Origin of the sequence: Streptomyces sp. NBC_01233, from assembly GCF_035989305.1 — a bacterium.
Lineage (GTDB): Bacteria > Actinomycetota > Actinomycetes > Streptomycetales > Streptomycetaceae > Streptomyces.
Window position 1 is genome coordinate 2,603,833 of sequence record NZ_CP108514.1, and the last position, 21,532, is coordinate 2,625,364.

26 protein-coding genes are annotated in these 21,532 nt (G+C 72.8%); 4 read left to right on the forward strand and 22 right to left on the reverse strand.

Translation table 11 applies throughout. The features are described 5' to 3' along the window. Positions 1 to 56: 56 nt before the first annotated feature. The 9 genes from trpA to hisI all read right to left on the reverse strand — a co-directional run bounded on the left by trpA (position 57) and on the right by hisI (position 7,056). Entirely contained in the window at positions 57 to 869 is an 813-nt protein-coding gene (gene trpA / locus OG332_RS12100) for a tryptophan synthase subunit alpha (protein WP_327413462.1), read from the reverse strand. After that, positions 866 to 2,107, reverse strand: coding sequence for a tryptophan synthase subunit beta (gene trpB, locus OG332_RS12105; protein ID WP_327413463.1), 1,242 nt, complete (start codon positions 2,105 to 2,107; stop codon positions 866 to 868). Before trpB ends, trpA begins: the two co-directional genes overlap by 4 nt. A 204-nt stretch (positions 2,108 to 2,311) precedes the next feature. After that, entirely contained in the window at positions 2,312 to 2,536 is a 225-nt protein-coding gene (trpM, locus tag OG332_RS12110; RefSeq protein ID WP_327413464.1) for a tryptophan biosynthesis modulator TrpM, read from the reverse strand. 9 nt (positions 2,537 to 2,545) lie between these two features. Further along, a complete protein-coding gene (gene trpC / locus OG332_RS12115) occupies positions 2,546 to 3,355 on the reverse strand; it encodes an indole-3-glycerol phosphate synthase TrpC (RefSeq protein WP_327413465.1) in 810 nt (269 codons plus the stop codon). A gap of 173 nt (positions 3,356 to 3,528) precedes the next feature. Further along, positions 3,529 to 4,044, reverse strand: a complete 516-nt coding sequence (locus tag OG332_RS12120) for a DUF2752 domain-containing protein (protein WP_327413466.1) — start codon at positions 4,042 to 4,044, stop codon at positions 3,529 to 3,531. A gap of 73 nt (positions 4,045 to 4,117) precedes the next feature. Next, complete coding sequence (locus OG332_RS12125) at positions 4,118 to 4,369, reverse strand: HGxxPAAW family protein (protein ID WP_327413467.1); 252 nt, start codon at positions 4,367 to 4,369, stop codon at positions 4,118 to 4,120. Positions 4,370 to 4,480: 111 nt separating this feature from the next. Next, positions 4,481 to 5,167 (reverse strand): TIGR02234 family membrane protein, encoded by a 687-nt coding sequence (locus OG332_RS12130; protein WP_327413468.1) that lies wholly within the window; start codon positions 5,165 to 5,167, stop codon positions 4,481 to 4,483. 14 nt (positions 5,168 to 5,181) lie between these two features. Beyond that, a complete protein-coding gene (locus tag OG332_RS12135) occupies positions 5,182 to 6,672 on the reverse strand; it encodes an anthranilate synthase component I (protein WP_327413469.1) in 1,491 nt (496 codons plus the stop codon). Positions 6,673 to 6,687: 15 nt separating this feature from the next. Beyond that, positions 6,688 to 7,056 (reverse strand): phosphoribosyl-AMP cyclohydrolase, encoded by a 369-nt coding sequence (gene hisI, locus OG332_RS12140; RefSeq protein WP_327413470.1) that lies wholly within the window; start codon positions 7,054 to 7,056, stop codon positions 6,688 to 6,690. A 91-nt stretch (positions 7,057 to 7,147) separates the two neighbouring features. Here hisI and OG332_RS12145 point away from each other — a divergent pair, with 91 nt between their 5' ends. After that, positions 7,148 to 7,780 carry a TIGR03085 family metal-binding protein gene (locus OG332_RS12145; protein WP_327413471.1) on the forward strand — a complete coding sequence of 211 codons (633 nt, stop codon included), beginning with the start codon at positions 7,148 to 7,150 and terminating at the stop codon, positions 7,778 to 7,780. A 157-nt stretch (positions 7,781 to 7,937) separates the two neighbouring features. Here OG332_RS12145 and hisF read toward each other — a convergent pair whose 3' ends face one another. The 8 genes from hisF to hisD are packed head-to-tail and all read right to left on the reverse strand — an operon-like array spanning position 7,938 to position 13,633. Then, entirely contained in the window at positions 7,938 to 8,693 is a 756-nt protein-coding gene (gene hisF / locus OG332_RS12150) for an imidazole glycerol phosphate synthase subunit HisF (protein WP_327413472.1), read from the reverse strand. Further along, the gene (locus tag OG332_RS12155; protein WP_327413473.1) at positions 8,690 to 9,076 is read right to left on the reverse strand and encodes a RidA family protein; all 387 of its coding nucleotides are present in this window, start codon (positions 9,074 to 9,076) and stop codon (positions 8,690 to 8,692) included. The genes hisF and OG332_RS12155 overlap by 4 nt, the downstream gene beginning before the upstream one ends. Beyond that, positions 9,073 to 9,810, reverse strand: coding sequence for a bifunctional 1-(5-phosphoribosyl)-5-((5-phosphoribosylamino)methylideneamino)imidazole-4-carboxamide isomerase/phosphoribosylanthranilate isomerase PriA (gene priA, locus OG332_RS12160; protein ID WP_327413474.1), 738 nt, complete (start codon positions 9,808 to 9,810; stop codon positions 9,073 to 9,075). The genes OG332_RS12155 and priA overlap by 4 nt, the downstream gene beginning before the upstream one ends. Then, positions 9,810 to 10,451 (reverse strand): imidazole glycerol phosphate synthase subunit HisH, encoded by a 642-nt coding sequence (gene hisH / locus OG332_RS12165; RefSeq protein WP_327413475.1) that lies wholly within the window; start codon positions 10,449 to 10,451, stop codon positions 9,810 to 9,812. The genes priA and hisH overlap by 1 nt, the downstream gene beginning before the upstream one ends. After that, complete coding sequence (locus tag OG332_RS12170; protein ID WP_327413476.1) at positions 10,448 to 10,615, reverse strand: hypothetical protein; 168 nt, start codon at positions 10,613 to 10,615, stop codon at positions 10,448 to 10,450. Before OG332_RS12170 ends, hisH begins: the two co-directional genes overlap by 4 nt. A 2-nt stretch (positions 10,616 to 10,617) precedes the next feature. Then, the gene (gene hisB, locus OG332_RS12175; RefSeq protein WP_030707279.1) at positions 10,618 to 11,211 is read right to left on the reverse strand and encodes an imidazoleglycerol-phosphate dehydratase HisB; all 594 of its coding nucleotides are present in this window, start codon (positions 11,209 to 11,211) and stop codon (positions 10,618 to 10,620) included. Next, positions 11,208 to 12,314 carry a histidinol-phosphate transaminase gene (locus OG332_RS12180; protein ID WP_327413477.1) on the reverse strand — a complete coding sequence of 369 codons (1,107 nt, stop codon included), beginning with the start codon at positions 12,312 to 12,314 and terminating at the stop codon, positions 11,208 to 11,210. The genes hisB and OG332_RS12180 overlap by 4 nt, the downstream gene beginning before the upstream one ends. Continuing rightward, positions 12,311 to 13,633 carry a histidinol dehydrogenase gene (hisD, locus tag OG332_RS12185; protein ID WP_327413478.1) on the reverse strand — a complete coding sequence of 441 codons (1,323 nt, stop codon included), beginning with the start codon at positions 13,631 to 13,633 and terminating at the stop codon, positions 12,311 to 12,313. The genes OG332_RS12180 and hisD overlap by 4 nt, the downstream gene beginning before the upstream one ends. 125 nt (positions 13,634 to 13,758) lie before the next feature. Here hisD and OG332_RS12190 point away from each other — a divergent pair, with 125 nt between their 5' ends. From OG332_RS12190 to ybaK, 3 genes are read left to right on the forward strand one after another with little or no spacing between them, the layout of a single operon-like run. Then, entirely contained in the window at positions 13,759 to 15,357 is a 1,599-nt protein-coding gene (locus OG332_RS12190) for an oxidoreductase (RefSeq protein ID WP_327413479.1), read from the forward strand. Between the two features lie 34 nt (positions 15,358 to 15,391). After that, positions 15,392 to 16,129, forward strand: a complete 738-nt coding sequence (locus OG332_RS12195; RefSeq protein WP_319721778.1) for an LON peptidase substrate-binding domain-containing protein — start codon at positions 15,392 to 15,394, stop codon at positions 16,127 to 16,129. A gap of 11 nt (positions 16,130 to 16,140) precedes the next feature. Continuing rightward, the gene (gene ybaK / locus OG332_RS12200) at positions 16,141 to 16,635 is read left to right on the forward strand and encodes a Cys-tRNA(Pro) deacylase (protein WP_327413480.1); all 495 of its coding nucleotides are present in this window, start codon (positions 16,141 to 16,143) and stop codon (positions 16,633 to 16,635) included. On the opposite strand, the gene OG332_RS12205 is transcribed toward ybaK, so the two are convergent. From OG332_RS12205 to OG332_RS12225, 5 genes are all read right to left on the reverse strand, one after another. Beyond that, the gene (locus tag OG332_RS12205; protein ID WP_327413481.1) at positions 16,632 to 17,474 is read right to left on the reverse strand and encodes a hypothetical protein; all 843 of its coding nucleotides are present in this window, start codon (positions 17,472 to 17,474) and stop codon (positions 16,632 to 16,634) included. The genes ybaK and OG332_RS12205 overlap by 4 nt on opposite strands. A gap of 189 nt (positions 17,475 to 17,663) precedes the next feature. Further along, positions 17,664 to 18,299: a hypothetical protein gene (locus OG332_RS12210; RefSeq protein WP_327413482.1), complete on the reverse strand. Its 636-nt coding sequence runs from the start codon at positions 18,297 to 18,299 to the stop codon at positions 17,664 to 17,666. A 47-nt stretch (positions 18,300 to 18,346) separates the two neighbouring features. Beyond that, on the reverse strand, positions 18,347 to 19,162 hold the full coding sequence (locus OG332_RS12215) for an ABC transporter permease (RefSeq protein WP_442816141.1): 816 nt from the start codon (positions 19,160 to 19,162) through the stop codon (positions 18,347 to 18,349). Further along, the gene (locus OG332_RS12220; RefSeq protein WP_442816142.1) at positions 19,159 to 20,196 is read right to left on the reverse strand and encodes an ABC transporter ATP-binding protein; all 1,038 of its coding nucleotides are present in this window, start codon (positions 20,194 to 20,196) and stop codon (positions 19,159 to 19,161) included. The genes OG332_RS12215 and OG332_RS12220 overlap by 4 nt, the downstream gene beginning before the upstream one ends. A gap of 28 nt (positions 20,197 to 20,224) precedes the next feature. Beyond that, the gene (locus tag OG332_RS12225; protein ID WP_327413483.1) at positions 20,225 to 21,532 is read right to left on the reverse strand and encodes an NYN domain-containing protein; all 1,308 of its coding nucleotides are present in this window, start codon (positions 21,530 to 21,532) and stop codon (positions 20,225 to 20,227) included.

The following is a 21,532-nucleotide window of genomic DNA, read 5'->3' on the forward strand; positions in this document are numbered from 1 at the left end:
TACCGAACCCGGTCAGAGTTCCGCGCTTTCGATCGAACGGGGCCCGTCGGGGCCCGTCAGCTCCTGCGGACGCCCTCCGCGAGCTCGCCCGCGAGCGCCCGTACGGCGTCCAGACCGGCGGGCAGGTCCGGCGCGTCGAGGAGCAGCTTCACGAAGGCCGAGCCGACGATCACCCCGTCGGCGAAGCCGGCGACCTCCTTGGCCTGGACGGCGTTGGAGACGCCGAGGCCGACGCAGACCGGCAGTTCGGTCGTGGCGCGGGTGCGCCGGACCAGGTCCTGGGCCTGGTTGCCGACCGATTCGCGGGTGCCGGTGACCCCCATGAGGGAGGCGGCGTAGACGAAGCCGGAACCGGCGGCCGTGATGGTGGCCAGCCGCGCGTCCTTGCTGCTGGGCGCGACGACGAAGACGGTCGCCAGACCGTGCTTCTCGGCGTGCTCGCGCCACAGCGCGGACTCCTGCACCGGCAGGTCGGGCAGGATGCAGCCGGCGCCGCCCGCCGCGGCCAGCTCGGCCGTGAACCGCTCGACGCCGTAGCGGTCGATGGGGTTCCAGTACGTCATCACCAGGACCGGGGCCCCGGTGGCCTCGTGGGCCTCGCGGACGGTACGGATCACGTCGGCGATCTTGACTCCGCCGCGCAGGGCGATGTCGTCGGCGGTCTGGATGATCGCGCCGTCCAGCACCGGGTCGCTGTGCGGGAGGCCGATCTCGACCACGTCCGCGCCGCCCTCGATGACGGCCTTGACCGCTTCGATGGCGCCGTCGACGGTCGGGAAGCCCGCCGGGAGGTAGGCCACGAGGGCCGCGCGGTCCTCGGACTTCGCTTTGGCGAGGGTGTCGCTCAGCAGCTGGATGTTCCCACTCACTTGGTCTCCCCCTCGCCGTCGTACAACCCGAAGTAGCGGGCCGCCGTGTCCATGTCCTTGTCGCCGCGGCCGGACAGGTTGACGACCAGCAGGCCGTCGTTGCCCAGCTCCTTGCCGAGGTCCAGGGCGCCCGCGAGGGCGTGCGCCGACTCGATCGCCGGGATGATCCCCTCGGTGCGCGACAGCAGGCGCAGGGCCTGCATCGCGGCGTCGTCGGTGACCGCGCGGTACTCGCCGCGGCCGGAGTCCTTGAGGTAGGAGTGCTCCGGGCCGATGCCCGGGTAGTCCAGACCGGCCGAGATGGAGTACGGCTCGGTGATCTGGCCCTCCTCGTCCTGGAGGACGTACGAGCGGGAGCCGTGCAGGATCCCGGGCTCGCCGGCGGTCAGGGTGGCCGCGTGCTCGCCGGTCTCGACGCCGTGCCCGGCGGGCTCGAAGCCGACCAGGCGGACGTCGGCGTCCGGGATGAAGGCGTGGAAGAGGCCGATGGCGTTCGAGCCGCCGCCGACGCAGGCCGCGACGGCGTCGGGCAGCCGGCCGGCACGCTCCAGGATCTGGCGGCGGGCCTCGACCCCGATGACCCGGTGGAAGTCGCGGACCATGGCCGGGAAAGGATGGGGGCCGGCGACCGTACCGAAGAGGTAGTGGGTCCGGTCCACGTTGGCGACCCAGTCGCGGAACGCCTCGTTGATCGCGTCCTTGAGCGTCCGGGAGCCGGACTTCACGGCGATGACCTCGGCGCCCAGCATCCGCATGCGGGCGACGTTCAGCGCCTGGCGCTGGGTGTCGATCTCGCCCATGTAGATGACGCACTCGAGGCCGAAGAGCGCGCAGGCGGTGGCGGTGGCCACGCCGTGCTGGCCGGCGCCGGTCTCGGCGATGACCCGGGTCTTGCCCATGCGCTTGGTGAGCAGCGCCTGGCCCAGCACGTTGTTGATCTTGTGCGAGCCGGTGTGGTTCAGGTCCTCGCGCTTGAGGAAGATCCGCGCGCCGCCCGCGTGCTCGGCGAAGCGGGGCACCTCGGTGAGGGCGCTGGGGCGGCCGGTGTAGTTGACCATCAGGTCGTTGAGCTCGGCCGCGAAGGCCGGGTCGTCCTTGGCCTTCTCGTACTCGACGGCCACCTCGTCCACGGCGGCGACGAGCGCCTCCGGGATGAACTTGCCGCCGAAGTCGCCGAAGTAACCCTCGGCGTTGGGAACGTGACCCTCCGGGTCCGGAATGAAGAACTCGCTGGACATGTCCAGTGCTCCTACGGGTGCGAGATGCGGCGGGGTGGATTCACCGTATTGCGCCGTCCGCAAGTACTGCGCACACCCCGCTGGGGGATGTCGCGCGTACGTGCGGAGCGGCCCGCGCCCGGAGCCGGCCGGCTCGGGCGGCAGGCCGTACGGGAGCAGCTCGCGGCGCGGTACGTCCGGCGTACCGGGCCGCGGCGGCCCTCGTTACAGCGCGCCTCCGCGGCGCCATCGCATGCCGTTGACCTGACCGGGCTCGGAGCCGATCACGTACCGGACCCGCCGCCCGTGCACGCGCCGGGCCGGGGCACGGCAGCCGCGGGGGCGGCAGCCGCGCGCCAGGGGCGCGTGCGCCGTCGGCACGCCGACCGGGCCGCGGCGAGCTGCCGGCGGCGCGGACTGCGTGCGGACGGAGGGGAGGTCGTGGGCCATGGGGACGGGTCAGCTCCGCCCGTGGCGCAGGGCGGGGTGCGCGCCGGCGGCGACGAGGTCGGCCACGGCCGACTTCGGGTCGCGGCCGGTCACCAGGGACTCCCCGACGAGGACGGCGTCTGCGCCCTCGTTGGCGTAGGCGATCAGGTCGTGCGGCCCGCGGATGCCGGATTCGGCGACCTTGACGATGTGGGCCGGGATCTCGCCGACGACGCGCTCGAAGGTGGAGCGGTCGACCTTGAGGTCCTTGAGGTTGCGGGCGTTGACACCGATGATCTTGGCGCCGGCGGCGACCGCGCGCTCCACTTCCTCCTCGTCGTGGACCTCGACGAGCGGGGTGAGGCCGATGGACTCGGCCCGCTCGATGAGGGAGACGAGGGCCTCCTGTTCCAGGGCCGCGACGATCAGCAGCGCGAGGTCGGCGCCGTAGGCGCGGGCCTCCCAGAGCTGGTACGCCGTGACGATGAAGTCCTTGCGCAGGATCGGGATGTCCACGCGGGCGCGGACGGCCTCCAGGTCGGCCAGCGAGCCGCCGAAACGACGCTGCTCGGTGAGGACGGAGATGACCGCCGCACCGCCCGCCTCGTAGTCGGCGGCGAGCCCGGCCGGATCCGCGATCGCGGCCAGCGCGCCCTTGGAGGGGCTGGAGCGCTTGACCTCGCAGATCACCTTGACGCTGTCGCCGCGCAGGGCAGCGACGCCGTCCTTGGCCTGGGGCGCCTTGGCGGCACGCTCCTTGAGCTCGTCGAGGCTCACGCGGGCCTGCCGTTCGGCAAGGTCTTCGCGGACCCCTTCGATGATCTCGTCGAGCACACTCACGCGAGCGGCCCCCTTCCGGGTCGATGACGGTCGGCCGCCTTGCAGACACGTACAACTGCAAGGTCGGCAATTCAAATGGTATCCGCAGGAGGCGTTGCCCTCCGCACGTGGTTGACGGCGTCCCAGTACCTGGACATCCGGAACCCGGGCTCCATATGGGCTGCTCAAAGGGCTCAGGGGGCCAGCATCGAGCCGAAAGAAAGATTTCGGACGACGACGAAGACCAGGGCCAGCGCGCCGAGCCCCCACCAGTACGGCCGCCTCAGGACGATCCTGGGGACCGGGCCGCCGCGGAAGGCGCGTACCAGCCACAGGGTCATGAACCCCGCGAAGACGAAGTAGCCCGTGACGGCGAGGGCATTCGCCCCGAAAGCCGTGACCAGATCGCCGTGGGCGAACGCGTGCGCGCTGCGCAGGCCGCCGCAGCCCGGGCACAGGATCCCGGTCAGCCGCAGCAGCGGGCAGACCGGATAGTGGCCCGGCTCGTTGGGGTCCACGGTGCCCACGTAGGCAAAGGCGGCCACGGCCCCGGCCAGGTAGGACGCCGGGACGGCGAGCCTGCGCGCCCGGGACCGCGGGGGCGCAGGGGGCGCAGGGGGCGCCTGGTACGCCGGGTCCGCGCGGGGCACGGCCGGCGGCAGGACATCGGGGGTGCGAGAGGCGTCCACCCGGTGATTCTCTCCGGTCATGACAAAAGGCGCAGCCCGGCGGGGCCACGCCTTTCGGCTGCGCTGCATCTCGTCGCGGACCTCGTCGGTCGCGTCAGACCTTGGCAGGGACCTGGTTGGCGGCGATGACCGCGGCAAGGTCCTTGTGAGCGGCCTTCGGCGCACCCATGCCCGCGGCCTTCATCGCCATGCCCACGACACCGCCGAGCGCGACGACGACGAGACCGGCCCAGAAACCGAGCGGGTTCGCGATCACCATGAAGGCGCCGGAGATGCAGAAACCGATGAAGGCGATGATGACACCGGTCCAGGCGGCCGGGGTGTGTCCGTGGCTAGTGCCCGCCATGAGTTGCTCCTCGTTGCTCTGTCGCGCTGCTGTGTCGAACGTGCGGTCTGTGTCGAACGCTCGGTGACCATTGTCCCGCACCGGGCGGCCTCGCCGTCCGGGGGGGTCGGGTCAGCGGGCCGGGCCGGCGGTCGGGTCCGTGGTCGGGTCCGTGGTCGGGTCCTCGCCCCGGTCCAGAGCCTTCCACAGATCTTCGGGCCGGTCCGGATCCACCGCCGCGACGGCGCGCTGACGGGGGCTGCCGTCACGCTCGTAGCGGCCTCCCATCGAGGGCCAGCTCCGGCCGAAGCGCAGCGCCAGCAGTCCGGCGGCCAGGATCAGGACCGCGCCCGCGGCCGTGACGTACGGCCACGTCGTCTGGGTCAGCCCGGCCACGTGCGCGGCGCTGTCCGCGGTCGAACGGGCGGCCTGCGCGTCCAGGGCCCGACGGCCGTCCGAGCCGAGGAGCGCCGACAGCACGGCGCCCAGGCCGCTGAGCGCCAGCAGGCCCGACACCAGCAGGCGGCTCTTGCCCCGTACGGCGAAGACGGCGACCAGCGCGGCCAGGCCCACGATGGCCAGGGCGGCCGGGAGACCGGTGACGGCGCGGCCGTCCGCGGCCAGCTGGAGCGAGTCACCGCCGATGGCGGCGGTGCCCCGGGCCCAGGTCCGACCGGAGGCGAGCAGGACGACGGTGGCGCCGAGCGCGCCCAGCAGCAGCGCGACGGCCACGCTGCGGCGGGCGCTGCGGCTGTCGGGAGCCTCGGGCTCGGACGCGGCATCGTTTCGGGGCGGGGGTACGGCACTCACGTACCCCACTATCCCCTACGCCCTCAGGAGCCGTGGAGGCGGTTCGCCGCTGCCACCGCGCGCAGCACCGCGGCCGCCTTGTTGCGGCACTCCTTGTCCTCCAGCTCGGGCACCGAGTCGGCGACGACACCGGCGCCGGCCTGCACGTACGCCGTGCCGTCGCGCAGCAGCGCGGTGCGGATGGCGATGGCCGTGTCGGAGTCCCCGGCGAAGTCCAGGTAGCCCACGCAGCCGCCGTAGAGGCCGCGGCGGGAGGGTTCCAGCTCCTCGATGATCTGCATGGCGCGGGGCTTGGGCGCGCCGGAGAGGGTGCCGGCCGGGAAGCAGGCGGTGAGCACGTCGAAGGCGGTCCTGCCCTCGGCGACCCGCCCGGTGACGGTGGACACGATGTGCATGACGTGCGAGTACCGCTCGACGCTCATGAAGTCGACGACCTCGACGGAGCCCGGCTCGCAGACCCGGCCGAGGTCGTTGCGGCCCAGGTCGACGAGCATCAGGTGCTCGGCCCGCTCCTTGGGGTCGGCCATCAGCTCCTCGGCGAGCTCGTGGTCCTCCTGCGGCGTGGCTCCGCGGTGGCGGGTGCCCGCGATGGGGTGGACCATGGCCCGCCCGTCCTCGACCTTGACCAGCGCCTCGGGGCTGGAGCCGACGACGTCGAAGCCGTTCTCGAAGCGGAAGAGGTACATGTACGGGGACGGGTTGGTGGCCCGGAGCACCCGGTAGACGTCCAGCGCGGAAGCCCGGCAGGCGGTCTCGAACCGCTGCGAGGGCACCACCTGGAAGGCCTCGCCGGCCCGGATCCGCTCCTTGATGTCCTCGACGGCCGCCTGGTACTTCTCGCCTCCCCAGAGCGCGGAGAACTCCGGCAGCTCGGAGGCGGGCAGCGGGGCCGGCGTGTAGGGGGCGGGCCGCGCGAGGTCGGCCTCCATGGCGTCCAGGCGGGCCACGGCGTCCGCGTGGGCCTCGTCCACGCCGGTGTCGAGGTCGTTGTGGTTGATCGCGTTGGCGATGAGCTGGACGGTGCCGTCCCAGTGGTCCAGGACCGCCAGGTCGGAGGTGAGCAGCATGGTCAGCTCGGGCAGTTCGAGGTCGTCGGCCGTGTGCTCGCCGATCCGCTCCAGGCGGCGCACGATGTCGTAGCCGAGGTAGCCGACCATGCCGCCGGTGAAGGGCGGCATCCCGCCCGCGGGGTCGCGGGGCGTGTGCAGGGCCCCGACGGTGGCGCGCAGGGCGTCCAAGGGGTCGCCGTCGGTGGGTACGCCGACGGGCGGGGTCCCGATCCAGTGCGCGCGGCCGTCCCGGGCGGTCAGCGTCGCGTCGCTGCGGACGCCGATGAAGGAGTACCGGGACCAGGAGCGGCCGTTCTCGGCCGACTCCAGCAGGAAGGTGCCCGGGCGTTCGGCGGCCAGCTTGCGGTAGAGCCCCACGGGGGTGTCCCCGTCGGCCAGCAGCTTGCGGCTCACGGGGATGACGCGGCGGTCGGCCGCGAGCTTGCGGAACGTCTCAAGATCCATTGCGTGGGACCCTACCTAGTCGGCTGCGCGGAGGAGGACATCGTCGTCGAAGCAGGTCCGTGCCCCGGTGTGACAGGCGGCTCCGACCTGGTCGACCTTGACGAGCACGGTGTCGGCATCGCAGTCGAGAGCGACGGACTTCACGTGCTGGAAGTGGCCGGAGGTGTCCCCCTTCACCCAGTACTCCTGACGGCTGCGGGACCAGTAGGTACAGCGGCCGGTGGTCAGGGTGCGGTGCAGGGCCTCGTCGTCCATCCAGCCGAGCATGAGCACCTCACCGGTGTCGTACTGCTGGGCGATGGCCGGTACCAGTCCGTCGGCGGAGCGCTTGAGCCGTGCGGCGATGGCGGGATCGAGGGAGCCGGGGCGGGAGGACGTACTCATACGGACATTGTGCCGGGCCGGGATGGCGGTGATGATCCGCGTCCGCCTGGTGGGCGGGCACGCGGCGGGTTCCGGCCGTAGGCTGGCCTGCATGTCTACCCATGCGAAGCGTGAACGACTGTTGCTGGCGGACCTGTTGGAGGCGGCCGGCCCGGAGGCCCCCACGCTGTGCGAAGGCTGGACCTGCCGCGAACTGGCCGCGCACGTCGTCGTCCGGGAGCGGCGGCCGGACGCGGCGGGCGGGATCCTGCTGAACGTGCTGAAGGCCCGCCTGGACAAGGCCATGGAGGAGTACGCGGCCAAGCCGTACGAGGAACTGATCCGGCTGATCCGGACCGGGCCGCCGAGGATGTCGGTGTACGCGCTGAAGCAGATCGACGAGGCGGCGAACGCGGTGGAGTTCTTCGTCCACGCGGAGGACGTCCGCCGGGCGCAGCCGGACTGGTCCCCGCGGGAACTGGACCCGGTGTTCTCGGACTCCCTGTGGTCCCGCCTGGAGAAGATGGCCCGCCTGACGGGCCGCCGCTCCCCGGTGGGCCTGGTCCTGCGCAGACCGAACGGCCAGACGGCGGTGGCGCACAAGGGGGCGCCGGTGGTGACGGTGACGGGCGAGCCGGGCGAACTGACCCTGTTCTGCTTCGGCCGTCAGGACTCGGCCGACGTCTCTCTGGACGGCGAGAAGGAGGCGGTCGCCAAGCTGACGGTGGCCAAGCTGGGCATCTGATCCTGCGGGCCGCCTCCAGGGGCTCCGCCCCGGACCCCGGTCCTCAAACGCAGGCGGGGCTGGATTTTCCAGCCCCGCCGGCGTTTGAGGCGATCTTTCAGCCCCGCCGACGTTCGAGGCGCGGGTCTGGGCAGAGCCCAGGCTCCGCGCAGCGGCCCTAGCGGACCGGGTGGCCCGCTTCCCGCAGGGCGGCCTTGACCTCGGAGATCCGCAGGTCCCCGAAGTGGAACACCGACGCCGCGAGGACCGCGTCGGCGCCCGCCTCGATGGCCGGCGGGAAGTGCTCCAGCTTGCCGGCCCCGCCCGACGCGATCACCGGAACCGTGACGTGCTTGCGTACGGCCGCGATCATCTCCGTGTCGTAGCCGTCCTTCGTGCCGTCCGCGTCCATCGAGTTCAGCAGGATCTCCCCCGCGCCCAGCTCGGCCGCCCGGTGGGCCCACTCGACGGCGTCGATGCCGGTGCCCCGGCGGCCGCCGTGCGTGGTGACCTCGAAGGTGCCGGACCCGGTCCGGCGGGCGTCGACCGACAGGACGAGGACCTGGCGGCCGAAGCGCTCCGCGATCTCCTGGATCAGCTCGGGGCGGGCGATGGCGGCGGTGTTGACGCCGACCTTGTCCGCTCCGGCCCGCAGCAGCTTGTCGACGTCGTCCGCCGTGCGGACGCCGCCGCCCACCGTGAGGGGGATGAAGACCTGCTCGGCGGTCCTGCGCACCACGTCGTACGTGGTCTCGCGGTTGCCGGAGGAGGCGGTGATGTCGAGGAAGGTCAGCTCGTCGGCGCCTTCGGCGTCGTACAGCTTGGCCATCTCCACCGGGTCACCGGCGTCGCGCAGGTTCTGGAAGTTGACGCCCTTGACGACCCGGCCGTTGTCCACGTCCAGGCAGGGGATCACGCGTACGGCGAGGCTCATCCGGACACCGCCTTGTACGCCTCGACCTCCACCTCGACGACCATCGACGGGTCGACGAAGCCGGAGACGATGAGCATGGTCGCGGCCGGGCGGACCGCGTCGAAGAGTTCCTTGTGCGCGCGGCCCACTTCGTCCACGTCGCGGGCGTGCGTCAGGTACATGCGGGTGCGGACGACGTCCTCGGGGCCGAGCCCGGCCTGGGCGAGGGCCTTGAAGGCGACGCCGAAGGCCGCGATGCTCTGGTCGTACGGGCCGCCCGCGTCGGCCGCGGTGCAGCCGGAGACGAGCACGAGCCCGTTCGGCAGCTGCACGGCACGGGAGTACGCGATGACGTCCTCGTAGGGGCCACCGGCGGAGATGCGGCGTACTTCTGCGGAGCTCATGCGGAGACCACCTTCAGGGCTTCTTCCAGGGTGAAGGCCTTGGCGTACAGGGCCTTGCCGACGATCGCGCCTTCGACGCCCACCGGCACCAGCCCGGCCAGGGCCCTCAGGTCGTCCAGGGAGGAGACGCCGCCGGAGGCGACGACGGGCCGGTCGGTGGCCGCGCAGACGTTCTTCAGCAGCTCCAGGTTGGGGCCGGTGAGCGTGCCGTCCTTGCCAATGTCGGTGACGACGTACCGGGCGCAGCCCTCGGAGTCGAGGCGCGCGAGGGTCTCGTACAGGTCGCCGCCCTCGCTGGTCCAGCCGCGGCCCTTGAGGGTGGTGCCACGTACGTCGAGACCGACCGCGATCTTGTCGCCGTGGTCGGCGATGGCCTTGGCGGCCCACTCGGGGGTCTCCAGGGCGGCGGTGCCGAGGTTGACGCGGGTGCAGCCGGTGGCGAGGGCCGCGGCGAGCGAGGCGTCGTCGCGGATGCCGCCGGAGAGCTCGACCTTGATGTCCATGGCGCCGGTGATCTCGGCGACCAGGGCGCGGTTGTCACCGGTGCCGAAGGCGGCGTCGAGGTCGACCAGGTGCAGCCATTCGGCGCCGGAGCGCTGCCAGGCGAGGGCCGCCTCCAGCGGGGAGCCGTAGGAGGTCTCGCTGCCGGACACCCCGTGCACGAGGCGGACGGCCTGACCGTCGCGGACGTCGACCGCGGGGAGGAGTTCCAGCTTCGCTGAGGACACGGTCATCACAGGGTCTCGATCCAGTTGGTGAGGAGCTGGGCGCCGGCGTCGCCGGACTTCTCGGGGTGGAACTGGGTGGCCCACAGGGCCCCGTTCTCCACCGCCGCGACGAAGCGTTCGCCGTGGGTGGCCCAGGTGACCTTGGGGGCGCGGATGAGCGGGTTGGTGACTTCCAGGCTCCACTCGCGCGCCGCGTAGGAGTGCACGAAGTAGAAGCGGGCTTCGGCGTCCAGGCCGGCGAAGGCCTGGCTGTCGGCCGGGGCCTCGACGGTGTTCCAGCCCATGTGGGGGACGATCGGGGCCTTGAGCGGGCCGACCGTGCCGGGCCACTCGTCCAGGCCCTCGGTCTCCACGCCGTGCTCGATGCCGCGCTCGAAGAGGATCTGCATGCCGACGCAGATGCCCATGACCGGGCGGCCGCCGGAGAGCCGGCGGCCGATGATCCAGTCGCCGCGGGCCTCGCGCAGGCCCTTCATGCAGGCGGAGAAGGCGCCGACGCCGGGGACGAGGAGTCCGTCGGCGTCCATGGCCTTGTCGTAGTCACGGGTGATCTCGACGTCGGCGCCGACGCGGGCGAGGGCGCGCTCGGCGGAGCGGACGTTGCCGAAGCCGTAGTCGAAGACGACGACGTTCTTGGTTGCGGTCATGCCCAGATCCCTTGGATTCGAAGGACTCCGGCGGCCAGGCACATCGCGGAGGCGAGGGCGAGCAGAACGATGACCCCCAGGGGCATCTCCTGCTTCTTGAAGGAGTAGACGCCGCCGGCCAGGAACAGGCCGAGGACGATCAGGATGGTGTTGAGGCCGTTCACGGCTAGAGGGCGCCCTTCGTGGAGGGCAGGATGCCGGCCGCGCGCGGGTCGAACTCGGCGGCGTAGCGCAGGGCCCGGGCGAGGGCCTTGAACTGGCACTCCACGATGTGGTGGGCGTTGCGCCCGTACGGGACGTGGACGTGCAGGGCGATCTGGGCCTGCGCGACGAAGGACTCCAGGATGTGCCGGGTCATCGTGGTGTCGTACTCGCCGATCATCGGCGCCATGTTCTCGGGCTCGGTGTGCACGAGGTACGGGCGGCCGGACAGGTCGACGGTCACCTGGGCGAGGGACTCGTCGAGCGGCACGGTGCAGTTGCCGAAGCGGTAGATGCCGACCTTGTCGCCGAGGGCCTGCTTGAAGGCGGCACCCAGCGCGAGGGCGGTGTCCTCGATGGTGTGGTGGCTGTCGATGTGCAGGTCGCCGTCCGTCTTGACCGTGAGGTCGAAGAGGCCGTGGCGGCCGAGCTGGTCGAGCATGTGGTCGTAGAAGCCCACGCCCGTCGAGACGTCGACCTTGCCGGTGCCGTCGAGGTTTATCTCGACGAGGACCGAGGTCTCCTTGGTGGTCCGTTCGACCCGTCCGATGCGGCTCATGCGTGCTGCTCCTTCTTCAGTGCGCGAACCGCTTCCAGGAACGCGTCGTTCTCTGCCGGGGTGCCGGCGGTGACGCGCAGCCACCCCGGTACGCCGTTGTCACGGACCAGGACACCCCGGTCGAGGATCTTCTGCCATGCGGTGTGGGAGTCGTCGAACTTCCCGAACTGGATGAAGTTCGCGTCGGACTCGGTGACCTCGTAGCCGACGGCCCGCAGTTCGACGACCAGCCGGTCCCGCTCGGCCTTGAGCTGCTCGACGTAGCCGAGCAGGGTGTCGGTGTGCTCCAGGGCGGCCAGCGCCGTGGCCTGGGTGACGGCCGACAGGTGGTACGGCAGGCGCACCAGCTGGACGGCGTCGACGACGGCGGGGTGCGCGGCCAGGTAGCCCAGGCGCAGGCCGGCCGCGCCGAAGGCCTTGGACATGGTCCGGGAGACCACCATGTTCGGGCGGCCCTCGATGAGGGGCAGCAGCGAGTCGCGGTGGCTGAACTCGACGTACGCCTCGTCCACGATGACCAGCGAGGGCTTGGCCGCCTGCGCGGCCTCGTAGAGGGCGAGGACGGTCTCCGCCTCGACCGCGGTACCCGTGGGGTTGTTGGGCGAGGTGATGAAGACGACGTCGGGGGCGTTCTCGGCGATCGCCCGCTCCGCCGCCGCCACGTCGATGGTGAAGTCCTCCCGGCGCGGGCCGGAGATCCAGCGGGTGCCGGTGCCGCGGGAGATCAGCGCGTGCATCGAGTACGAGGGCTCGAAACCGAGGGCGGTGCGGCCGGGCCCGCCGAAGGTCTGCAGCAGCTGCTGGATGACCTCGTTGGAGCCGTTGGCGGCCCATACGTTCTCCCGCGCGACCGGGTGCTTGGCCGTACGGGTGAGATAGGCGGCCAGCTGGGTGCGCAGCTCGACCGCGTCCCGGTCGGGGTAGCGGTTGAGGGTGCGGGCGGCCTCGGCCACCCGCTCGGCGATCCGTGCGACGAGCTCCGCGGGGAGCTCGTACGGGTTCTCGTTGGTGTTCAGCTGGACGGGCACGTCGAGCTGGGGGGCGCCGTACGGGGTCTTGCCGCGCAGCTCGTCCCGGATGGGGAGGTCGTCGATGCCGGTCACGCCTGAGGAACCTTCCATCCGAAGCGGGCCTTGAGGGCGGCGCCGTGCGCGGGCAGGTCCTCGGCCTCCGCGAGGGTCACCACGTGGTGGGTGACCTCGGCGAGGGCGTCCCGCGTGTAGTCGACGATGTGGATCCCGCGCAGGAAGGACTGCACGGACAGGCCCGAGGAGTGGCAGGCGCAGCCGCCGGTGGGCAGCACGTGGTTCGACCCGGCGCAGTAGTCGCCGAGCGAGACCGGGGCCCACGGGCCGACGAAGATCGCGCCGGCGTTGCGGACGCGGGCGGCCCAGGCGGCGGCGTCGGCGGTCTGGATCTCCAGGTGCTCGGCGCCGTACGCGTCGACGACCTTGAGCCCGTCCTCCAGGCTGTCGACCAGCACGATCGCGGACTGCTCGCCGGCGAGCGCGGGCTTGATCCGGTCCTCGACGTGCTTGGTCGCGGCGACCTGGGGCTCCAGCTCCCGCTCGACCGCGTCCGCGAGCTCCGCGGAGTCGGTGACGAGGACGGCGGCGGCCAGCGGGTCGTGCTCGGCCTGGCTGATCAGGTCGGCGGCGACGTGCACCGGATCGGCCGTGGAGTCCGCGAGGACCGCGATCTCGGTCGGGCCGGCCTCGGTGTCGATGCCGATCTTCCCGGTGAAGTAGCGCTTGGCGGCGGCGACCCAGATGTTGCCGGGGCCGGTCACCATGTTGGAGGGCAGGCACTCTTCGGTCCCGTACGCGAACATCGCGACGGCCTGGGCCCCGCCGGCCGCGTACACCTCGTCGACGCCCAGCAGCGCGCACGCGGCGAGGATCGTCGGGTGCGGCAGGCCGCCGAACTCCTTCTGCGGCGGGGACGCGAGCGCGATCGACTCGACGCCCGCCTCCTGGGCCGGTACGACGTTCATCACGACGGAGGAGGGGTACACCGAGCGGCCGCCCGGGGCGTACAGGCCCACGCGCTCCACCGGAACCCACTTCTCGGTCACGGTTCCGCCGGGGACCACCTGGGTGGTGTGCTCGGTGCGGCGCTGGTTGCGGTGCACGATCCGGGCGCGCCGGATCGACTCCTCCAGGGCGGCGCGGACGGCCGGGTCCAGCTGCTCCAGGGCGGCCTTGATGGCCTCCGCGGGTACCCGGACCTGCGAAAGCTCGACTCCGTCGAACTTCTGCGCGTACTCGATCAGCGCCGCCGTGCCACGATGATGGACGTCCTCGCAGATGGGCCGCACCTTCTCCAGGGCAGCTTCTACGTCGAACTCGGCACGGGGCAGCAGATCGCGCAGGGCGCCACCCTCGGGGAGGGCGTCACCGCGCAGGTCGATACGAGAGATCACCTCCCAATTCTCTCAGACCGCCTCGCGCCACTGTTCGCCCGTATCACTGGCTGATACACGCCCCGGATGTCACAGGCGCCCGTTAGCGTTCCCCTACACGTACATGCCAGCGGAGGGGGGCCGCCGTGACCGAGGCACGCGCGGGCGAGGAACCGGCGGATCTCACCGCTTCCGAGCGCCGCATGTGGGAGGCGTTCCGCACCGGCAGCATCTGCGACCTCAGCGCCCGCACCGCCGAGCAGGACGATCCGCACGCCGACCACGTCTGGGGGCCCGGGCGCAGCGTCCGCGCCCGGGTGGTCGCCCTGCTGCTGCTCCACGGGCCGCCGCCGGTGCCGGGCCGGGTGGCCTCCCTCAAGCTGCGCGGCGTGCGGATCACCGGGCGGCTGGATCTGTCCGGTGGCACGGTGGCCCCGTACGTAGAGCTCCAGTCCTGCCGCTTCGACAGCGAGATCCAGCTGTCCGAGGCCCGCTTCGGCACCCTGCGCCTGATCAACTGCGCGATTCCGCGGCTGGAGGCGGCCCGCCTGCACACCGAGGGCGATCTGCACCTGCCGCGCTGCCGGGTGGCCCGCGGGATCCGGTTGACCGACGCGCAGATCGGCACCGACCTGCTGGTCAGCCAGGCCGTGGTGCAGCGGGACAGCAAGGGCCGGGCCGTGGCCGCCGACGGGATGACGGTCGCGCAGGACTTCCAGGGCGAGCTGCTGGAGACGTACGGGGAGGTGAGCCTGCGCGGCGCCAAGGTCGGCGTGTCGATGAACCTGCGCGGGGCGCGCCTGCGCAACCCTTCCGGGCGGTACGCGCTGAACGCGCCGCAGCTGACCGTCGAGCGGACCCTGTACCTGACCTCGATCGCGCTGGGCTACGTACAGGGCGGGGACGGCTCCTCCACTCCCCCGTACGGGTTGGGGCCGACCCCGGCGCGCGGCCAGCGGGCGCAGCGCTTCGAGTGCCGGGGCGGGCTGCGGCTGGACGACGGCCGATTCGGGGACGCCATCGACTTCTACGGCGCGCGGTTCGAGCTCACGGACGAGCAGGAGATATCCCTGCGCAGGATCCAGTCCCCCGAGTTCCGCTTCGTCGGCGAGCGGCCGGAGCGCGGGCGTGTCGTGGTGTCCGGGGCCAAGGTGGTCAAGCTCGTCGACACCACCACGAGCTGGCCGGGCCCGGGCGGGGTGTCCATCGAGGGATTCGTCTACGAGAACCTCGCGCCGCGCGGCCACTTCCCCCTCGCCCGGCGCCTCGCCTGGGTGGCGGCGGCCACCCCCGAGTACTCGCCGGAACCGTACGAGCGGCTGGCCGCCGTCCTGCGCGCCAGCGGCGAGGACGCGGACGCCCGCGAGGTGCTGCTGGCCAAGCAGCGCCGGCGCCGGGCCACATTGCCGCCGGGGCCGAAGGCGTGGGGGTACCTGCAGGACTGGACGGTGGTCTACGGGTACCGCCCGGGCCGGGCCGCGCTGTGGATGGCGGTGCTGTGGGCGGCGGGCGCGCTGCTGTTCTCCCAGCTCGATCCGCCGGCCATCAAGGAGGACGAGCATCCGCAGTGGAGCGCCGCCCTGTACGCGCTGGATCTGCTGCTCCCGGTGATCGACCTCGGCCAGCAGGGCCAGTGGAAGCTGGAGGGCGGCTGGCAGTGGGGGGCGGCAGGCCTCGTCATCATGGGCTGGATCCTGGCCACGACGGTGGCCGCGGGGGCGTCCCGGCTGCTGCGGCGGGGGTGACGGGTCCTGTGCCCGGGCCACTACCCTGTGCCTCGTGACCACCGTTCGCCTGCCCCTCTTCCCGCTGAACTCGGTGCTGTTCCCGGGACTCGTCCTCCCGCTGAACATCTTCGAGGAGCGTTATCGCGCCATGATGCGCGAGCTGCTGAAGACGGGCGAGGAGGAACCGCGCCGGTTCGCCGTCGTCGCGATCCGCGACGGCCGGGAGGTGGCACCGACCGCGCCCGGTCTGCCGGACCAGACCGCCCTGCCCGAGCGTGGCCCCGCCGCGGGCTTCGGCTCCGACCCGATCCAGGCCTTCCACCGGGTGGGCTGCATCGCGGACGCGGCGACGATCCGGGAGCGGGAGGACGGCAGTTTCGAGGTCCTGGCGACCGGCACGACCCGGGTCCGCCTGCTCTCGGTCGACTCCTCGGGCCCCTTCCTGACGGCCGAGCTGGAAGAGCTCCCGGAGGACTCGGGCGACGGCGCGGGGGTCCTGGCCGAGGGGGTGCTGCGGGCGTTCCGCAATTACCAGAAGCGGCTGGCCGGGGCTCGCGAGAGGTCCCTGACGGGCGCGGAACTCCCCGACGAGCCCTCGGTGGTCTCCTACCTGGTGGCCGCGGCGGCGGTGCTGGACATCCCCGCGAAGCAGCGGCTGCTGCAGGCCCCGGACACGGCGACCCGGCTGGCGGAGGAACTGAAGCTGCTGCGTACGGAGACGGCGGTGATCCGCCACCTCCCGTCCCTGCCGGCCGTGGACCTGACCCGTTCCCCGACCAGCCCGAACTGACGGACGAGGCGATGGCGAAGAAGACGAAGCAGGCGGCCGGCACCCCGGCGATCGTGGCCCTCACGGCGGCGGGCGTCCCGTTCACCACGCACGCGTACGAGCACGACCCGGCGCACCCCTCGTACGGCGAGGAGGCGGCACAGGCGCTCGGCGTCTCGCCCTCGCAGGTCTTCAAGACCCTCGTCGCCGACGTGGACGGGGTCCTGACGGTGGCGGTGGTCCCGGTCTCGGGGTCGCTGGACCTGAAGGCGCTGGCGACGGCGGCCGGCGGCAAGCGGGCTGCGATGGCCGATCCCGCGCTGGCAGAGCGCACCACGGGCTACGTGCGCGGCGGCATCTCGCCGCTGGGGCAGCGCAAGCGTCTGCGCACGGTGATCGACGCGTCGGCTTCGGGGCACGCCACCATCTGCGTCTCGGCGGGCCGCCGGGGCCTGGAGGTCGAGCTCGCCCCGTCGGACCTGGCCTCCCTCACGTCGGCGGTCCTGGCCCCGATCGCCCGCCCCTAAGGCCGTTCGAAGGCCTGGAGCACACCACCGAGGGAGAAGCAGAGGGCTCCGGTCAGCGTCCCCCAGTTGGCGATGTCGGTGTTGACCGGGCTTCCGGTGGCGGGCCGGGTGAAGGCCGCCAGTGCCGAGAGCATGAACAGCACCGACCCGAGCTGGTTCACCGCGACGATCCACCAGCCGAGGCTGCGCGAGCGCAGGCACGGCCAGGGCCGATGGCAGATCTCGGCGAACGCCAGGTGCCCCGAGACCAGGAACAGGGTGCATCCGATCACGTCGGGAGTCCAGATCAGCCGGTTGACCTGCTGGACGCTGAGCCCCTGCAGGAACGAGTCCAGCAGGTTGACGCCGAACACGAGCGTCCCGACGAACAGCACGAACGTGCTCAGCCAGTCCAGGCGCGTCGGCTCGTACCCCCACCACCTCCAGTCGGACGTGACCAGTCCGCCGCCCCCCGGGGAGTGGCGGGGCGCGTTCAGCACCTGCAGGAGCGAGGTGTAACCCCCGGTGTTGAAGAACAGGCCCCCCGCGAAGTAGATCGCGGCACTCTCCAGCGCGTCGCCCGCGCCGAACTGGGACACCGCGGCGCCGAGGGCGAACAGCGCTCCCCCGATGACGAACGCCCCCGAGGCGAGGGCGTTGAGCTTGCGAAGGCGGCGGAGGGCCCCGGCGTCGGCGGTGGTCGTCCGGTCGGCCGTCCCTCCCGGACCGCGGACCGAGAGGGCCCCGCGCCTGCGCGCGAGCCGCGACTCCCACACCACCGTTTCCCCTTCGGGCCGGTACCAGGTGAGCCGGGTGGTGAACGGTCCTGCGCCTTCGGCGCGCTGCTCAGGCTGTCCCACGGCCCGAGCGTAGCCCCAGGTACGACGCCCGCGGCCGAGCCGCGCCCCCGCAGCCCCGGTGGCGTGCGCGGCGCGATATGTCAGCCCCGCCGACGCTTGATGCGCGGAGTCCGGGGCGGAGCCCCGGTAATCCAGCCCCGCCGGCGTTTGAGGCGCGGGGTCCGGGGCGGAGCCCCGAGAGGCGGCGGGTCAGCTGCGCGGCGGCTCGGACTGCGGGGGCTGGTAGTAGCCGGACCAGCCGTAGACCGGGGCCGGGTCGGGGTCGCGGGGGGCCCACAGGGCCGTCAGGCCCAGGTGGACCAGGACCGCGGCCATCGGCCACGCCAGCAGCGCCCCGTGCGCCAGCAGCTGCAGCGGCGCGTCGAACGGCACTCCCTGCCCCGCCTTGGCCGCGGCGGCCGCCAGGTCCGAGGAGGGCCCCAGCCACAGCCCGAACCGCCACCCCACCAGCGCGGCGAAGCCGGATCCGGCCGCGAGTCCGATCACCAGCGGCACGCCCCCGGCCCGGCGCCACAGGAACACGCCGACGGCGCTCAGCACGCCCAGCCCCACCGACAGCAGGAAGAAGGTTCCGTCGGACGCGATCCGCGCCTCGCTCTCGCTGTTGCGCAGGAACACGGCGTTCCCGTTGGCGACGTACTGCACGCGCGGCGCCAGCCATACCCACAGCAGGCCGAGGAGCAGGCCGGCCACCCCTACCGCGAGGGCGACGACGGCTCCGTCCCGGATGTCGTCCGGGGTGATGGCCGAGGCGTTTCCGCCGGGCTTCTCGGGCGGGAGCGACGGCGGGTCGAAAGGAGACGGCGGGGTCACGGCTTCGGTCACCCCCACATCGTGCCAGGTGTGTCCGGCGGCGGCGCCGCCGGACCGCTTCAGCGGACCGCGGCCCGCCGGTACGCCCAAGTGGCGGCGGCCAGCGAGAGCACGCCCACGGCTGCGCACACGCCGAGGTCGAAGGCGACGGCGGCCCAGTCGGGTTCGGGGGCGAAGGTCCGCGCGAACGCCTCCACCCCGTACGTCGACGGCAGCAGGTCCCGCGCCCACACGATCACGCCCGGCATCCGCTCGGGCGGAAGCACCCCCAGCAGCAGCGCCGCCGACATCCCGAGCTGCCCGGCGAGCGTGGCCAGCTCCTGCCTCGGCGCAAGCAGCCCCAGCGCCGCGCCGAGCCCGGCCAGCGCCGCCCCGGCCAGCGGCACCACGGCGGCCAGGATCCACAGCCCGCTCATCGGCAGGCCGAAGAGCACGCACCCGAAGACGGCGGTGACCAGCGTCCCGGGCAGCGTGAAGGAGGCGTACGCGGCGGCCGCGCCCAGCACCACCGACGCGGGCGGCACCGGCAGGGTGGCGTAGTGGTCGAGCCCGCCGCTCGCCCGCAGCTGCCCGAAGTACTGCGCGAGCAGGTTCAGCGCGACGAAGGCGACCACCAGCACGGAGGAACCCGCCACGACGGCCCGGGCCTCCGAGCCGCCGTCCACCACGCCCCGCATCAGGATCATGATCCCGACGGACTGGAAGGTGGCCACGAAGAGCAGCGGGATCCGCGCCACCCGCGCCCGGGACAGCTGGGCCCGGTACACGGCGGCCAGCGCGGGCAGGAACCGTGCGCGCGGGGCCAGCGGCGCGGCGGCCGGCTCCTCGACCGGAGTCGGAGTCGGCAGGACGGCGCTTGCCGGACGGTCGCTCACGACTTCACCAGGCCCTTCGTCTTTCCGCCGAGCGCGAGGTACACGTCCTCGAGGCTCGGGGTGGCCAGCGTGAAGTCGTCCAGGGCGGCGAAGGCCGGCCCACCGGTCACCGAGGCGACGGCCGCCCGGGCCTCGTCCGGGCCGAGCCGCAGGACCCAGCGCCGTCCGGACTCGACGGCGAGCTCGCGCAGCGCCGCGACCTCAGGGACGTCCAGCGGGGCGGTCTCCCGCCACACGAGCTCCAGCCGGACCTCGCCCGAGACCTTGGCCTTCAGTCCGGCCGGGGTGTCGCAGGCGATGACGCGGCCCTGGTCGATGACGGCGACCCGGTCGAGGACGGTCTCGGCCTCCATGACGTTGTGGGTGACGAGGAGGACCGTCGCGCCGTGCTGTGCGCGCCGCCGGTCCACGGCCGACCAGACGGCCCGCCGGGCCACCGGGTCCATGCCGGTGGTGGGCTCGTCGAGGACCAGTACGGGCCGCTCCCCCACCAGTGCGGAGGCGAAGCAGGCGAGGCGTCGCTGTCCGCCGGAAAGTTTCTTCAGGGGCCGCCCGGCGATCTCGGTCAGCCCGAGTTCCTCCAGTACGGCGTCGCGCGCGGCCCGGGCCGCCCGTGCGTCGAGCCCGCGCAGCCGGCCGGTGGTCTCGGCGGCCAGCGCCACCGTGAGCTCGTCGAGGGCGGTGGACTCCTGCCCGAGGTAGGCGAGCAGGCGCGAGGCCCGCTCGGGGTGGCGTACGAGGTCGTGGCCGAGGAGGGTCACGGTGCCCGCGTCGGGCCGCATCAGGCCGGTGAGCTGGCGGACCAGCGTGGACTTGCCGGCGCCGTTGGGGCCGAGCAGCCCGAAGATCTCGCCACGCCGCACGTCCAGGCAGACGCCGTCGTTGGCGCGGGTCTCGGGGAGTGCGGGAACCCCGCGCCGGCCGCGTACGGCGGGATACGTCTTGACCAGGTCACGCACCGCGCAGATCACGTCCGGAGCCGCTCCCGCGGCCGCCGCCGTGCTGTTTTCCGCCTGTGCTGTGCCCGTACTCACGAGGGAGCAGCCTACGGGGTTCCCGCCCCTACTCGGCCGCCGGGGTCAGCGGCGCAGCGAGGTCGCCGGGACCGGATCCGGGCGCGGCGGCCGGTACGGCGGCCACGTGCTCGGCGGCCGCGCGGACGTCGATCTCCCTCCAGAACCCGGCACGGATGGCGTACCGGTCGTGTTCGTCGATCTGGTCGTCCTTGTGCGCGAGCAGCCCGAAGCGGGCGGCGTACCGCAGCAGCTCGCCGTCGATGCGGTGCGGGATGCGCGGGTACATGGTGGCCAGCTTCTGCAGGTGCACGGTCTCGGGGAGCCGTTCCATCCAGCGTCGGGCGAACACCTGTCCCACCTCGAACGGGTCCCCGCCGACGGTGGTGATGTCCTCCTCGCGGTCCGCCCAGCGCTGTTCCGCGCTGGTGAGCTGGGCGAGGGTGGGCAGCGAGGCGGTCTCGGCGGGTTCGCCGAGCGGCCCGGCCCGGTCGATCCAGCCCTTGTCGGAGGACCAGCGCAGGGCGCTGGCGGGACCCGGTGCGCTGCCGGACCCGGTCTGCGGGCCGCTCTGGGGGCCGGGGGCCCGCAGGGCTCCGGCGAGGTCCTTGGGCGTGGGCACGGTCTTGCCCCCGGGGGCGGCCGGCGCCGGTACGGCCGCTCCCTCTCGGTCGTCGTCGCCCGCGGCGGCGGCGCCGTTGCGGGCGGCCTCGGCGAGCGCCGCCTCGGGCAGCGGGGCCGAGAGGATCGCGGCGATGTCGGGGCGCGGTGCGGGCGGCGGCGAGCACAGGCCTGTGAGGTCCTTGGCGCGGACGGCCCGGGTGATCCAGGCCCGGTCCAGGACGCGCCGTTCGTCGGCCTCGGCCACGAGGTCCTCGGACTGGTTGTAGTCCCCGTCGGCGGCCTGGACGGCCCACAGGTGGACGGCGACGCCGTGTTCCTTGGCGGACATCAGGCCGGGCAGCAGGTCGCCGTCGCCGGTGACCAGGACCACGTCGGAGCAGGCGCGGTTGCGGGCGAGCTCGGTGAGCTCGGCGTGCATGGCGGCGTCGACGCCCTTCTGGGCCCAGCGGCCGTCGCTGCGGGTCAGTGCGCCCAGGCGGACGGTGACGCGGGGCATGACGCGCAGCCGCCGGTGTTCGGGCTGCGGCACCCGGTCGGGTGCACCGTCGAACCAGTAGATGCGCAGCAGGGGCTGCTCGGTGTCGGCCTCGGCCCGCTCGCGCAGGCCCTGGATGAGGGCGGCATGGTCCACGGTGATCCGGGAGCGGGAGGGCTCCCCGGCGAGAAGGCTGGCGGCGGCGCCCAACAGGTAGCCGGCGTCCACCAGGACGACGCAGCGGTCCACGCGTTCCAC

Coding starts and splice junctions, on each gene's coding strand:
- OG332_RS12145 (WP_327413471.1), top strand. CDS start 7,148: ATGTCTACCCATGCGAAGCGTGAACGACTGTTGCTGGCGGACCTGTTG.
- ybaK (WP_327413480.1), top strand. CDS start 16,141: ATGGCGAAGAAGACGAAGCAGGCGGCCGGCACCCCGGCGATCGTGGCC.
- OG332_RS12155 (WP_327413473.1), bottom strand. CDS start 9,076: ATGAGCTCCGCAGAAGTACGCCGCATCTCCGCCGGTGGCCCCTACGAG.
- trpM (WP_327413464.1), bottom strand. CDS start 2,536: ATGGCCCACGACCTCCCCTCCGTCCGCACGCAGTCCGCGCCGCCGGCA.
- OG332_RS12135 (WP_327413469.1), bottom strand. CDS start 6,672: ATGGATCTTGAGACGTTCCGCAAGCTCGCGGCCGACCGCCGCGTCATC.
- priA (WP_327413474.1), bottom strand. CDS start 9,810: ATGACCGTGTCCTCAGCGAAGCTGGAACTCCTCCCCGCGGTCGACGTC.
- OG332_RS12125 (WP_327413467.1), bottom strand. CDS start 4,369: ATGGCGGGCACTAGCCACGGACACACCCCGGCCGCCTGGACCGGTGTC.
- hisB (WP_030707279.1), bottom strand. CDS start 11,211: ATGAGCCGCATCGGACGGGTCGAACGGACCACCAAGGAGACCTCGGTC.
- OG332_RS12120 (WP_327413466.1), bottom strand. CDS start 4,044: ATGACCGGAGAGAATCACCGGGTGGACGCCTCTCGCACCCCCGATGTC.
- hisI (WP_327413470.1), bottom strand. CDS start 7,056: ATGAGTACGTCCTCCCGCCCCGGCTCCCTCGATCCCGCCATCGCCGCA.
- hisF (WP_327413472.1), bottom strand. CDS start 8,693: ATGAGCCTCGCCGTACGCGTGATCCCCTGCCTGGACGTGGACAACGGC.
- hisH (WP_327413475.1), bottom strand. CDS start 10,451: ATGACCGCAACCAAGAACGTCGTCGTCTTCGACTACGGCTTCGGCAAC.
- trpB (WP_327413463.1), bottom strand. CDS start 2,107: ATGTCCAGCGAGTTCTTCATTCCGGACCCGGAGGGTCACGTTCCCAAC.